Origin of the sequence: Salegentibacter sp. Hel_I_6, assembly GCF_000745315.1 — a bacterium.
In the GTDB taxonomy this organism is placed as follows: Bacteria; Bacteroidota; Bacteroidia; order Flavobacteriales; family Flavobacteriaceae; genus Salegentibacter.
Map to the genome: position 1 here is coordinate 112,626 of NZ_JQNQ01000001.1, position 13,437 is coordinate 126,062.

General features: G+C 34.6%; 16 protein-coding genes and 1 tRNA gene. 8 read left to right on the forward strand and 9 right to left on the reverse strand.

The genetic code is table 11. The features are described from left to right. Positions 1-2: 2 nt before the first annotated feature. Both FG27_RS00465 and FG27_RS00470 read right to left on the reverse strand, forming a co-directional pair. Entirely contained in the window at positions 3-650 is a 648-nt protein-coding gene (locus FG27_RS00465) for a DUF4290 domain-containing protein (RefSeq protein WP_037314121.1), read from the reverse strand. 141 nt (positions 651-791) lie between these two features. After that, the gene (locus FG27_RS00470; RefSeq protein WP_037314123.1) at positions 792-1,085 is read right to left on the reverse strand and encodes a DUF493 family protein; all 294 of its coding nucleotides are present in this window, start codon (positions 1,083-1,085) and stop codon (positions 792-794) included. 84 nt (positions 1,086-1,169) lie between these two features. On the opposite strand from FG27_RS00470, the gene FG27_RS00475 reads away from it, so the two are divergent. From FG27_RS00475 to FG27_RS00495, 5 genes are all read left to right on the forward strand, one after another. Beyond that, a complete protein-coding gene (locus FG27_RS00475) occupies positions 1,170-1,703 on the forward strand; it encodes an AAA family ATPase (protein WP_037314126.1) in 534 nt (177 codons plus the stop codon). Between the two features lie 10 nt (positions 1,704-1,713). Continuing rightward, a complete protein-coding gene (locus FG27_RS00480) occupies positions 1,714-3,615 on the forward strand; it encodes an ATP-dependent DNA helicase RecQ (RefSeq protein ID WP_037314130.1) in 1,902 nt (633 codons plus the stop codon). Next, entirely contained in the window at positions 3,615-4,562 is a 948-nt protein-coding gene (fmt, locus tag FG27_RS00485; protein ID WP_037314133.1) for a methionyl-tRNA formyltransferase, read from the forward strand. Before FG27_RS00480 ends, fmt begins: the two co-directional genes overlap by 1 nt. A 186-nt stretch (positions 4,563-4,748) precedes the next feature. Beyond that, positions 4,749-5,021 carry an HU family DNA-binding protein gene (locus tag FG27_RS00490; protein WP_006990442.1) on the forward strand — a complete coding sequence of 91 codons (273 nt, stop codon included), beginning with the start codon at positions 4,749-4,751 and terminating at the stop codon, positions 5,019-5,021. Between the two features lie 121 nt (positions 5,022-5,142). Beyond that, the gene (locus FG27_RS00495; RefSeq protein ID WP_037314139.1) at positions 5,143-5,703 is read left to right on the forward strand and encodes a YqgE/AlgH family protein; all 561 of its coding nucleotides are present in this window, start codon (positions 5,143-5,145) and stop codon (positions 5,701-5,703) included. A 1-nt stretch (position 5,704) separates the two neighbouring features. Here the strand turns inward: FG27_RS00495 and FG27_RS00500 are convergent, their stop codons facing one another. After that, positions 5,705-6,550: an aminotransferase class IV gene (locus FG27_RS00500; protein WP_037314142.1), complete on the reverse strand. Its 846-nt coding sequence runs from the start codon at positions 6,548-6,550 to the stop codon at positions 5,705-5,707. Between the two features lie 51 nt (positions 6,551-6,601). Beyond that, positions 6,602-6,991, reverse strand: a complete 390-nt coding sequence (locus FG27_RS00505; RefSeq protein WP_037314147.1) for an START-like domain-containing protein — start codon at positions 6,989-6,991, stop codon at positions 6,602-6,604. 183 nt (positions 6,992-7,174) lie between these two features. Here FG27_RS00505 and FG27_RS00510 point away from each other — a divergent pair. Both FG27_RS00510 and FG27_RS00515 read left to right on the forward strand, forming a co-directional pair. Continuing rightward, positions 7,175-7,248 (forward strand) — tRNA-Met (locus FG27_RS00510). 484 nt (positions 7,249-7,732) lie between these two features. Beyond that, entirely contained in the window at positions 7,733-8,134 is a 402-nt protein-coding gene (locus FG27_RS00515; RefSeq protein WP_037314149.1) for a hypothetical protein, read from the forward strand. Here FG27_RS00515 and FG27_RS00520 read toward each other — a convergent pair. Then, the gene (locus FG27_RS00520; protein ID WP_037314152.1) at positions 8,131-8,751 is read right to left on the reverse strand and encodes an SOS response-associated peptidase; all 621 of its coding nucleotides are present in this window, start codon (positions 8,749-8,751) and stop codon (positions 8,131-8,133) included. The genes FG27_RS00515 and FG27_RS00520 overlap by 4 nt on opposite strands. 109 nt (positions 8,752-8,860) lie before the next feature. Here FG27_RS00520 and FG27_RS00525 point away from each other — a divergent pair, with 109 nt between their 5' ends. Further along, positions 8,861-9,280, forward strand: coding sequence for a hypothetical protein (locus FG27_RS00525; RefSeq protein WP_037314155.1), 420 nt, complete (start codon positions 8,861-8,863; stop codon positions 9,278-9,280). 123 nt (positions 9,281-9,403) lie between these two features. Here the strand turns inward: FG27_RS00525 and FG27_RS00530 are convergent, their stop codons facing one another. The 4 genes from FG27_RS00530 to FG27_RS00545 form a co-directional block, all read right to left on the reverse strand. Next, on the reverse strand, positions 9,404-10,315 hold the full coding sequence (locus FG27_RS00530; protein ID WP_037314158.1) for a pentapeptide repeat-containing protein: 912 nt from the start codon (positions 10,313-10,315) through the stop codon (positions 9,404-9,406). Positions 10,316-10,379: 64 nt separating this feature from the next. Continuing rightward, positions 10,380-10,889, reverse strand: coding sequence for a hypothetical protein (locus tag FG27_RS00535; RefSeq protein WP_037314161.1), 510 nt, complete (start codon positions 10,887-10,889; stop codon positions 10,380-10,382). 306 nt (positions 10,890-11,195) lie between these two features. Then, a complete protein-coding gene (locus FG27_RS00540; RefSeq protein WP_051935714.1) occupies positions 11,196-12,377 on the reverse strand; it encodes a serine hydrolase in 1,182 nt (393 codons plus the stop codon). Between the two features lie 31 nt (positions 12,378-12,408). Next, the gene (locus FG27_RS00545; RefSeq protein WP_037314164.1) at positions 12,409-13,431 is read right to left on the reverse strand and encodes a hypothetical protein; all 1,023 of its coding nucleotides are present in this window, start codon (positions 13,429-13,431) and stop codon (positions 12,409-12,411) included. Between the last annotated feature and the right edge of the window lie 6 nt (positions 13,432-13,437).

The following is a 13,437-nucleotide window of genomic DNA, read 5'->3' on the forward strand; positions in this document are numbered from 1 at the left end:
ATTTAGTAGCGTTTACGGCCACCTCCACCTTTGCGGTTGGATTTTTTTGGATTATTGTTTTTATTGCTGTGCTTCTTCTTATTTCTTATAAGACTTGAAGCATCGCTAAGATCTTCATCGGCATTCTTTAAGTTAATCTTTCCGCCGCTTAGTTCACGAAGATGTTCAAAGATAATGGTATCTTCAACGGTATCCCTATTCCAGTTTAGGTAAGACTTTTTCATATGGTTAGCAATAGTCAAAACCAAACCTTCTTTTAAGGGTCCTTCTTCCCAATCTTTAACCTCATTGATCATTCGGTTAATATTGTTTCCGTAAAAACGATATTTAGGAAAATTCTGCGGGTAGCCCAACATTTCAGGACGCTCTTCCAGCATTTCCCTGGTTGGTTTTGGGAAAGGAGATTCCACATCAAGTTTAAAATCGCTAATAATAAATAATTGATCCCATAATTTATGTTGAAAATCGGGAACATCACGAAGATGCGGTTGCATATTACCCATTACGGCAATAATAGATTTCGCAACCTGGTTACGTTCTTTATCATCTTCAATCTCAATGGCTTCTTCTACCATTTTTTGAAGATGTCTCCCATATTCTGGAATGATTAAATGTCTCCTTTCAGAGTTATATTCTAATGCGTGTGTCAAAATTGAATTTTATAAGGTGATTCTTTAAACTGTAGAAGTTAATCGCTGCAAAATACTAAATATTATCGGGATAGCTGAAATTTTAAGATTTTAAAACCAGGAATTTCATGCTAACCCAAAGTATATTAAAGTTTAGAAGACCTAAAGAGAAATTACGCCTTCTACTTTAGCAGCCACTTCTTTATATTTTTCAATCACTGCGTCAGGATTTTGCATTCTTACATTAACCGAAGTACTTACGTAAGTTCCTTTTTTTGATTTTTTAGTGGTAATTACCGCTCCCATATTATCAAAAATACCTTCAATCACTTTTACCTGGTTTGACTTTGTAGGTACTATAAATTTATAGAGGTATTCAGATGGCCATAGGGATGTATCCTGTAATTGTGTCTTTAATTTGTTATAAAACTCTTCCTGATCTCGGGCTTCACTCATAATTTTCTAACTTAAATTTAGGATGCAAAGATACATGGAATGGATACATTTTTATAATCAATTTCAAATGTCGAAATTTGCAGCGTGAAAAAACAAAAAATAGTAATTACCGGTGGTCCCGGTACAGGCAAATCCTCTATAATTCGTCAGTTGGAAAAAAACGGGCATGAATGCCTGCACGAGATTTCACGGCAGGTGACTTTAGAAGCGCAAAAACAGGGAATAGATCAATTATTTCTTGAAAAACCCTTACTTTTTAGCGAAAAACTGCTGGAAGGTCGAAAAGTTCAGCATCGCGAAGCCGATATGATTTCTGCTTCAACAATATTTATAGATCGCGGGATTCCAGATGTGCTGGCCTATATGGACTATTTTAATACCGAATATTCTACTTATTTTACTGATGCCTGCAATGAATACAGTTATGATAAGGTTTTTTTCTTACCTCCATGGGAGGAAATTTACCAAAGTGATAACGAACGTTACGAATCTTTTAATGAAGCCAGGCTCATCTCAAAGCATCTTTTTGAAACCTATAAATCTTACGGCTACACCCCAATAGAAGTTCCCAAAACAACCATTAGTGAGAGAACCAATTTCATTTTAGATCAAATTTGATAAAAGTTATTTGCAGGACGCGCAGCACATATTAAAAAAATACTGGGGACATGAGTCCTTCAGGCCTCTACAGGAGCCGGTTATAAATAAGCTCCTGGAGCAACAACACGTGCTGGCATTAATGCCTACCGGTGGCGGTAAATCTATTTGTTTTCAAATTCCTGCTTTAATGCAGGAAGGTATTTGTATTGTAATTTCACCGCTTGTCGCTTTAATGGAAGACCAGGTAAACGCTCTCCAACAAAAAGGCATAAAAGCGATGGCTTTAACCGGAGGAATGGCCTACCGCGATCTTGATGCCGCGCTTGACAATTGTATCTACGGAAATTATAAATTCCTCTATCTTTCTCCTGAGAGACTGCAACAAGACCTGGTACAGGAACGTATTAAGTTGATGAATGTAAACCTAATCGCAGTAGATGAAGCACACTGCATCTCACAATGGGGCCACGACTTTAGACCGGCTTACCGCAATATTTCATTATTAAAAAATTTAAAACCAGAAACACCTTTTATTGCACTAACCGCTACAGCAACGCCGGCCGTAGTCAAAGACATCGTAAAAGAACTGGAACTGGAAAACATCCAGGTTTTTAAAGATTCTTTTTACCGGCCTAATATCGCTTACAATGTTTTAACAACAGAAGATAAATATTACAGCCTTCACCAACTACTTAATAACAAAAATGAAGCAGCGATAATTTATGTTCGAAATCGAAAAGCAAGCCTGGAGATTGCTGAATTATTAAATAAAAAAGGCTACAAAGCAAATGCCTTTCACGGGGGCTTACAACCTAAAGAAAAAACCAAAAGACTTAGCGACTGGCTGGAAAATAAACACCAGATTATGGTTGCAACTACAGCTTTTGGAATGGGGATAGATAAACCCGATGTAAGACAGGTAATTCATTTAAACCTTCCGGAATCTTTGGAAAGTTATTTTCAGGAAGCAGGGCGTGCGGGAAGAAACGGCGAAAAAGCAATTGCGACAATCTTAACAAATAAGAGCGATATTCCGGTTTTAAAAAATCAGTTTTTGGCAAATTTACCCCAACTGGAAGATGTAAAACTGGTATATAAGAAACTCAATACTTATTTTAGGATCGCTTATGGCGAAGGGGAACAAACCGAACATAATTTTAGCTTTTCAGAATTTTGTGCTCAATATGAACTTCCGTTCTTAAAAACCTACGAGGTACTTCAGCTATTAGACCGATGCAGCGTGCTAAAACTTTCAAAGGAATTTCATAAAAAAACCAGCATCCATTTTACCATTTCAGGAAAGCAACTTCAGTATTATTTAGACCAAAATGGGAAATTTGAAAGTTTTGTAAAGTCCCTGCTAAGAACTTATGGCGGAATTGTAGATAACAAAACCAATATAGATCTTGCTTCAATTTGTAAAAAATCTAACATAGACCAGAAAAAGGCGCTAAAATTCCTTGAAGAACTTCAACAAGACCATGTTTTGGAATACATTTTTGCTGAACAAGACGTGACCATCCTTTTCCTGGTACCAAGGGAAGACGATTCAGTTATTTTTCCACTAGCACCATATATCAAGCAGCATAACACCTCTAAAAAAGAGAAAATTGATTCGGTTCTAGCTTACCTAAAAAACAATGAAACTTGCAGAAGCAAGCAACTATTGGCTTACTTTGGTGAAAAAAAAGAGGAAAACTGTGGGATCTGTTCAGTTTGTGAAATACAAGCTGCGCCCTTAACCCGGGAAATAAAAAATGCCATTTATAAAGAGATAATAAAGGTTTTGAAAATCTCTGAAGCTTCTTCCCGAAAGCTAACCGAAACTATAAATTATCCTGAAAACCAGGTTATAGAGGTTTTAAGGCTATTATTAGATAAAGAATTAATTTCCCTGAAATCTGGGAATATTTACAAAATAAATAGATAATGAGATCATTAAGAATAGTATTTATGGGCACGCCAGATTTTGCTGTGGCAAGTTTGGAAAGTATTCTAAAAGCCGATTATAATGTGGTTGGTGTTATTACAGCCCCCGATAAACCTGCAGGACGCGGAAGAAAACTACAGGAAAGTCCGGTGAAGAAATTTGCGGTGAGCAAAAATTTAAAGGTTTTACAACCTACTAATTTAAAGAATACAGCATTTATTGAAGAATTAGAAGCACTTGCGCCAAATGTGCAGGTAGTGGTTGCCTTTAGAATGCTGCCTAAAGTAGTTTGGAATCTACCAGAATTTGGCACCTTTAATTTGCACGCTTCTTTGCTTCCGCAGTATCGCGGCGCCGCCCCTATAAATTGGGCAATTATTAATAACGAAACAAAAACAGGAGTAACTACTTTCTTTTTAGACGAAAAAATAGATACCGGCGCCATGATCCTTCAAAAAGAGATTGATATACCTGTTAAGGATACCGTTGGTGAGCTCCATGATAAATTGATGGAATTAGGATCTGGATTAGTAGTCGAAACGCTAGAACTTATTTCTAAAGGCAACATCACCCCCACTCCGCAACCCAATAATGATCTATTAAAAGAAGCACCAAAATTAAACAAGGAAAATACAAAGATTAACTGGAACGATTCTTTAGATCAAATTTACAACCTTATTCGCGGGCTAAACCCGTATCCAGCGGCCTGGTCAATTTTGTTTAACGGTGAAAAAGAGGAAAAAGTAAAAATCTTCCATTGCACAAAAGAAATTACCGATCATTCCTTAGAAAATGGAAAAATTTTAATTGAAGATAAAACGCTGAAGGTAGCAGGACAGGGAGGTTATCTAATTATTAAAGAATTACAGCTACCCGGAAAGCGTAAAATGGATGTAAAATCTCTCTTAAACGGATATAATTTTTCGGAAGGGGCAAAATTCCGCTAAGGCCTTATGGTTACTGAAACAGTGAAAAATCAACTAAATCAAGACTTGTTTATTAACAAAATAGCCGACTTATTAACAATAATCTGCATTTCCCTTGATATTACTTGCACGGCCGAGAATTCCATATAAATTTGTAAAGCAATTTAACAGAATGTTTAACCAACAATTTATTTAAAAATTCAAATTATGAACAAAACAGATTTAATTGACGCAATGGCTGAAAACGCTGGAATCTCAAAAGCAGCGGCAAAAAAAGCCTTAGAATCTTTTTTAGAAAACGTAGAAAAATCTCTTAAAAAGGGAGATCGCGTTTCTTTAGTAGGATTTGGTTCATGGTCAGTTTCAAAAAGAGCTGCACGTGAAGGAAGAAACCCACAAACCGGAAAAACCATTAAAATTGCTGCTAAAAATGTAGTTAAATTTAAGGCTGGTGCAGACTTACAAAAAGCTGTAAACTAATAATTTGTATTAGTAAAACATTGAAAGCCTCCCAAATGGGGGGCTTTTTTAATTAAAAATACTTTAGCATTTAATTTGATTTTTTTCAAATTAATGGTAGCTTAGATAAAAACATGCTAAAATGATCGCTTTAAAACCAACCAAAGGCCATCTATTGGTATCTGAACCTTCCATTATTGGGGATGTAGCATTTAACCGCTCTGTGGTTCTACTTGCCGAGCATTCTGAAGCGGGTTCTGTGGGTTTTATACTCAATAAAGTTTTAGATTTCACCTTAAAGGACCTCGTTCCTGAGCTTTCGGCAAATTTTAAAATTTATAATGGAGGACCTGTAGAACAGGATAATCTCTATTTTATTCATAAGATACCAAATCTTATTCCGCAAAGCGTAGAAATAGCCAACGGCATTTTCTGGGGTGGTAACTTTGATGTGGTTACAGAACTTATTAACCAGGGGTTAATAAGCGAAAAGGAAATAAGATTCTTCCTTGGTTATTCAGGTTGGGATGCAAACCAGCTAAATGAAGAATTAAATTCACATTCCTGGATCGTTACTACTAACGAAGATCCTAAAGACATTATTGAACGTCCCTACCATTCCTTCTGGAAGGATAAAATTATGCAATTGGGGGGCGAATACCTTTTATGGTCTAACGCGCCAGAAAATCCCAGCTACAATTAAATTACCCTAATCTTGCTTTTACATTTAATTTTGAAAGCAGGTCTTTAGCCACTTTATTATCAAAGCTTTTCTTTCGGTATTTTGTTACAGGCTGAATTCCCGTTATCACATTGGTAATAAATAATTCGTCGGCTTTTTGAAGTTCAAAAGGAGAAATTGAAGTTTCTTCCAGATTCAGATCTGGTAAAGTCTTAATAATTTCCAATAATTTCTTCCGGGTTATCCCATTTAATGCACCATCGGTAAGTGGTGGCGTTTTTATTTTATCACCTTTTACAAGGAATAAGTTTCCATTTAAGGCTTCAACCACATTTTTCTTTTCATTGATTAGAAAACAGTTTTCATATCCGTTTTCTGAAGCAAAAATACTTCCTAATACGTTTATTGCGCGATTGTTAGATTTAATTGTAGAGAATAAACCGCTGGTGATGTAATGATCTTTAAAAAGTTCTACCTCATAATGCTCTTCATTGAGTAAATAGAAAGCATCGGCAAGTTCTTCTGTGGTAATTATAAAGCCAATTTCCCTGGTCGTGGGGCGGTAATAACCCCCTTCTTCACGATATGCTGAAAATTTTACGCGGGCCGCCGTAGTATCTAATCCGTTTTCTTTAACCAGATCCAGGATCTCTTCTTCCAAAAATTCAGGAGAGAAATTTGAAGGTATTTCCATACGCATAATACGCATAGAAGCCATAAGTCTAAAATAATGATCTTCCCAGAACATTACTTTTCCGCTAATTACGCGAATGGTTTCAAAAACTGCATCTCCATAAGCAAATCCCCTGTTGGTTATTGAAAGTGATGCCTGATTATCTTCTATTAAATTTCCGTTTAGATTTATCATAAAAAAGCCCCGTTTTAGAACGGGGCAAAGGTAATGTTTATCTTAGGAATATTAAACCGATCCAAGCACCTGTTTAAGGTTTGAGATCATATTTTCCCATAGCATTTTGCCTTCTTCAATTTCATCGTCATCTTCGGCAAAATCTGTAATCATTATAGAAACGTCTTTGGTAATTTCGTCTACCTGAATTCTTATTTCGAAAAAATATGGAGTATCTTCATCGTCCAACCATTTAAATTTCACCCTCTCGTCGCTCTTTTTGCTTACCAACTTGGCTTTTTCTTCGCTGCCTTCCCATATAAAGGTGAACAATTCGCCTCGTGAATTTACATTATCTGCATACCATTCACTTAATCCTGAAGGTGTTGATATATATTGGTATAACAATGAAGGAGAAGCGTGAATGGGAAATTCCATTTCGTACTTGATCTTATCTTCCATTTATTAGATTTAATTAGTTTCGGGCAATATAGATATTAATTGGAAAGATAAAAAGAAAACAAATTAAATATTTTAGAAAATAATGTTTGCGCCAATACAAAATGTTTATATATTTGCACCCGCATTCACAGCCAGCAAGAATGCTTGTTAAGCCACGCCAACAGGCAGCTTACAACAAATAATGGCGAGGTAGCTCAGTTGGTTAGAGCGTCGGATTCATAACCCGGAGGTCCCGAGTTCAAATCTCGGTCTCGCTACTAGGAAAATCAAAGCCTCACAGAGATGTGGGGCTTTTTCTTTTTACACATAGTACAGAATAAGTACAGAATGAAAAATTTTGCATAAAAATTGTTGAAAAAATTTTCAATAATATCATTTAGTAGTAATTGAAAATAAAATTTATTTTTATTCACTCAGATTCAACTTCATAGCCCTAACCGTAACTTTCTGAACGATTTCCTATACTCTTAAAAAGGAGACCTTTCGATTTCTTAGCAAAATGACTTGGGATCAGCACCTCTCTTAAAATATTGTAAAATTCTAAAATACAATTGTTTGTATTTGGGACTCGTTTTTTATCGGTGAATTAAATCCATATTTCTGATATTGTATGTTGGAATTGCATTGAATATCCTAAGGTTCTCGTTCTGCAAAACATTACTACTAATTATTTCTTTAATTGGAATAATTCCTGATATTGGATATATTCCTATATTTGAGATAAATTATTATTCTAAAATTATGTACGAATCACCCTTAAAAGAATTTTCAAGAACTGATTTTTTTGATAAAACTACCATCCACAGTGATATGGCTGAATACAAATTGGATTATTTCTTTTGCGGCAAACGTATAGGATCAGGTAAGAATCTTATAGATCTGTTTGTTGTAACCTGGATTATGGATGATGCTGAAAATTTATTTATTCGTTACGTTAATTATTCCGGGGATAAATCGGCCTGGAGAAACAAAATTAGCGAACAGTTAAAAAAGCTTATGTATGATATAGATGTAAGTAAGGAAGTTGCTAGTGGACGGTTGCGATATTTTGAAGTGGAATCAGAAAAATTTTTACCTACTGAAGCTTTTGAAAAAAAATTCTTGGAACTCAAATCTAAAATGAAACGATTTAAAGAAAATTAAGCAACTTCCGTTGCAATTAATGGTACTTCATATGGAAATGCAAAATTAGAATGATCATGACCATTTAGCCAGGACTGGTGGTCCTGCTGTTTTAGGACTACTGGCATTCTTTTCATATTATTATGAATTTCAGCCATCAACTCATTTGCTTCCGTAGTTACTATGGAATAAGTATTAAGAGCTTCGTTTGTTTGTGGATTTACCCAGGTAGAATAAATTCCTGCAAAAGCAAAAATTTCCTGATCTGTCGGAGTAATTAAAAACTTCTGTTTATTCTTGCCTTTAGGATCTTTCCATTGCCATTCATAATAGCCGTCAGCGATAATCAAGCAACGTTTTTTTACTGAATTTCTAAAGGAAGGTTTTTCCGATATAGTCTCAATTTTAGCGTTAAGAGTCATTTTTTTAATCTTATCATCTTTAGCCCAAAATGGAATTAATCCCCAATTAAACATTTGAATTTCTCCCTGGTTTTCATCCGAAATTACAGGTGTTTTAGAAAACGTAAAAGCATTGATTTCCAATTGTGGTTTATAAGCATCTGGCTCAATAAAACGAGCCTCTAAAGTCCGCTCTATGTCGTTCAATTTTGAATTGAGTTTAGTTCGGTAGCACATTGTTCTAATTTTATATCAATTTACTAAAATCTGTTGAATTTTATGAGTAAGTTAAACCAACACATAATCCTACCATCATAATCAATTTAATATCATATCTTTAATATGAATGAAAACGCTTTGTCTGATAATATTACTTATACCATCATTTTTTATTGGACAGGAAGTTTATTATTCTCCTTTTACTGAAACCTATCCTAACATATATAGATCAGAATTTGAACAGATTAACCGTAGAATTGTTTTTGAACCCAATGCTGTTACTATTGTAACAGAAACTCCAAAAGGAAAGGATATAGAGATTTTAAATATCCAGGAAACCCAAGTTTTAGATGACAGACTTACGCTAATTTGTGAAAACAGAAGTAAACGTAAAATAACAATCGTATTTCCTAAAGAAAGGGAGGATTTTTTGTACATAGATTATTATTACCGCTCCCCTACCACCAATGAAGAGATTCAAATAAGGTTACACGTTGAAGAAATGCAAATTGACCCAAGGGAGCCGATCAAAATTAGGAATGGTTAAAATTGTTAGGAGTCAATTATCTTATTTTACATTAAAAAGTAAAATTTGCTTAAAAGGATTTTAACTTACCTGGAAAATAAACCAGGAGGACTAATTCAGATTCTAATTAAAAATCCACAAAGTTTATTCTGAAAAAGCCTCTTTACTTTTCCAGCTTTCAAGGTATTTACAAACGTGAAACAATTCTTCTTCAATTTCATAATCCATTCTTAAAGGGTCTAAACCTGTCCGGGGAAATTCATTTCGAACTTCCTCGATAAATTCTTTTGAGGTGCCTCTAAAAATACCTTGTTCTTTATTTTTCCAGGAAGGCAGTTTCCACCAGACCACATCAGAATCTATGGCATACAAAACCCTACTGTTTTCATTTTCTATTTCAGTAAACCTCTCTCTTTTTGTAAAATCAAAATAAATATCGTGAAGATTAGAATCCCAGAAAAAAAGTTTTGATATATCCTTTACATATTCCATACTACACTCTTTAAATGAGCAACTTAAAAAAGTGGTATTATTCATCCAGCCGGAATTAGGTTGAGGATGCACAAAACTGGAATTATCAAGTCGGCATTTATTAAAAATAGTTTTTAAAAGATCGGTGGTGTGAAAACCTATATGAGTTAGATCACAATTATAAAAGGAAGCATATGCCAGTTCACATTCTATTAAAAAGCTACTGTGCCAGGTAGAATTTCTAATATTGGTGTGGCTTAAATTACTTTCGGCGCAATACAAACTTTTAATTTTGCAGTTTTTGAATATTGAACCTGCCAAATCGGAAGATGTAATACCTAAAAAATCATATGTACAATCAATAAATTTGTTTTTCTTCATTGAACAATTCTCAAAGCTAAAAGAACTCGAACTCGCTCCTTTCCAATCTACATTGTTTATTTCTTCATTTACAGCACGTAAACCTGTTAAATCAATCCCCACAGAAATAGCTTCAACAAGTACAGAACGGTAACTGGGAAAAAGTTCAGATTTCTCCAATTCGTAAAGAACTTTATTTTCCCTCGTTTTTAGTTGAATTTTCATTATTAATTTTAACTGAGATATTTAAGAATGCGGCTTACCGGATATTACTTAGGTTTATAAATTTTTATTCGAGAATACCATATTTTTTATATTTTCTAATCAATTTTATCAAGCCCTGCATCGAAATGGTTTCAGCATTATTTACGTAAGTTAGTCCTTTTTGATCAGCACTCCTGGTAACTTTAGCAATTCCCCTTACTGTACTTTCTGAAATAAGTTCCTGGGTATTAAGGTTGTAAATTTTAATCAGAATAGCGGCTTCATTTGTTTTGGTTGTACTCCCCATTGCCGGTTTAGATGGAAAAGAATTCATTTCATCTTTAATCATATTTGATTGTACGTTGATCAAATAATCTTTATCCGTCGCAGTTTGTAAGTCCTGGAGGTATTGCTTTGAAGGATCAAAAGTTAATTGTGCCGGAACAAACATTTTTCTCCTTAATTCCTCTATTGGAATTAAGGAGTCGTCAAGAATTTTTTTGAATTCTCTATATGCTATATTCCCAATTCTTTCTACATTATAATTAGTGTAAGGCCTGTTAAGAATCCATTCCCCTTCCGTAAAATCTATCATTCTTCCTCTTTCAAAATGGTAATGATATTTGGTGTTGCCACAGGAGCTAAAAAAAAAAAACTAAAAAAGCAAGAGCTATAAAATTTTTAAATATCAAGGAGAAGATTTTGATCTGAAATTTCATTTTATAAATAAATATTGGAGTTTATTACAAGTGCTTTATGTTACCGTTTTTTTAAGCAGTAAATAAATTTATCATTCTTCATGAATTTCACCCAGTACTTTAATTAAACTAGTTGGTTAAAGTCAACTAGTACTTTTTTATCAAAGCCTCGGGAATGGAAACAAGATTAAATTATGACTGAATTAATTCTTTTGCCTGTCCAAATCCAGGTTTTGTTCATTATGCTTTCTTACACCCTCAATTATTTCATCAACGGCCTTTTTCATTTTTGAAGCTGTATCTTTTCCACTTTGATTGGTGATTATAAAAATTCCCAGTTCGTGTTTAGGAATAATAAATAGAAAACACTGCGATCTCGGAACTCCTCCATGGTGTGAATAGTATTTTCCTAGCTTAGGGTTTGAAGAATCAACCTCCCAGAAATAAGCTACTCCCACTTCATTGGAATAGTCTTTTAGCACTTTACGGGATTCCCTGGCTATCTTATTATTATCCAACTGGAATTCCATGAACTTAAGCATATCTGGAACAGTAGATTTGATGCCTCCACCCGCACCCCAGGGTAACTTTCCCATGGGTGAAGTAATCTCTGGATGATCTGCGTGATAGCCCACGGCAAGATTTTTCTGCCTATCCTCGCCTAATGTAATAATGCTTTCTTCCATTCCTATTTCGGCGGAAAGAAAATCAGTCAGTAAGGTTTCGAATTCTTTTTGATATACATTCTCCAATATGCCAGCGATTAGTTCTGTTCCGGCCGTTGAATAAGAATAATTGATGCCAGGGATTGTATCGATCTCAAGATTATGTAAATCTTTGTAAAAAAACTTTTTATCATAACCACTTAAAATGCTATCGATCTTTGAAGGGGAATCTTGTTTCAAAAAATCGCTGGTCATAAGTGGGTTTAAATTTAGGGGAAGAATATTTGGTAGACCACTTGAATGTGTAAGTAAATGTTTGATTTTCACTGGCTGATTCTCATAGCTCAAATTGGGATAGTCTTCCTCCAAATATTGCTGCACATCATCTTCCAGATTCAATTTACCTTCCAATACCGCCTTTGCTACAAGAGTTCCTGTAATTACTTTACTTAAAGATCCTATCTCATAAATCGTTTTATTAGTAGGAGGATTTCCCTTTGTCTTCTCCAGTTCCCCATAATGTCCTGTATATTTTTCACCTTTATACACTACTCCTATAGAAGAAGAATTGATCAAAGATTTATTTATTAAACGAAAGGCAGCGCTATCAAATATTCGATGGATCTCGTTATTCTTATTCTTTGAAAAACTTTCTTTTTTTGAATTCTGATTACAACTTGTAATGATTATAATGAAAAGAAAAAAAAGGTATTTATTCATAGTTTTAGTTTAGAGGAAGCTACAGGATTTTTTAATTCTTAATCTCTGAAATACTTTTAAGCTTATAATTGCTATCCCATTTGGTGATGAGCTTTAAGTCAAAAACTTTATAATCTTCTGTAATCTTTGATTTAGATTTATAAATCATTTCATAAGAAACGTGGTAATCTCCATTACTTTCTTGTACAACCTTAAAACTATCCCAGTCAATATCCGAAGCCGAAAAAGGGTACTTGCCGCGGTGGGCTTTAGCATTTCTATAGATCCATTCCCGAGAGGGATTTTGTTCCCCATACCAGCTAGTAACCTGCGGACTAAGAAATTCTGGTAATTTTTCCACCTGGTTACTATTCATAGATTGGTAGTAATCAGCTACAATTTCTTTTAAATTTTCTTCAGGAGTTTTTGAAGAAGCCTCGTCGGAAAAAGCGAAGCTGTAAATGGTCATAATGATGGCCAGCAAACCGACAGCTGCTAAAGCCAGGATTTTGGAGTTATATTTTTGAAAACTATTTTCTGATTCTGTTTTTTTCTTTTCTTCAGCAGGTAATTGACCTTCTTTTGGCTCACTCTCTTTTTCTTTTTCCACTTCTTGTGGGATAAAAAACTTATTAGGGTAATGAGTCTTCTCGATATTAAAAGAGTGAACTTCGCGAGGCGAAATTTTTGAACTGTTCACTTGATCCAAAGGAATCAGGCTAACATAATTTGGATTCGAGGCTTGACCTCCATAGCCAAAAGCAATAAAAACTGGTCGCTCAGGAGAATTGATTGCAGGAAAAGATTCAAATTGCTTATCACTTAAAACCTGATATAAATCTTTATAAGGTTTTGCTCGCCATTTTGCTTCAACATAAAATTCTTTCCCCGTGACTCTACATCTGAAATGAAAATCGGGTTCTAATGATTTTTTAACGAAACGTCTCCTATTTTGTGTACTATCGCTGGTTTTGTAAATTACCTCATAATGTGCTTCTGGAAAAATTGTTTCCTCAACATACCTTTCAAATTGTTCTCCTTTTCTAAAGGATTCTTCGTTGTAATCGTGTTGCATTCAGTG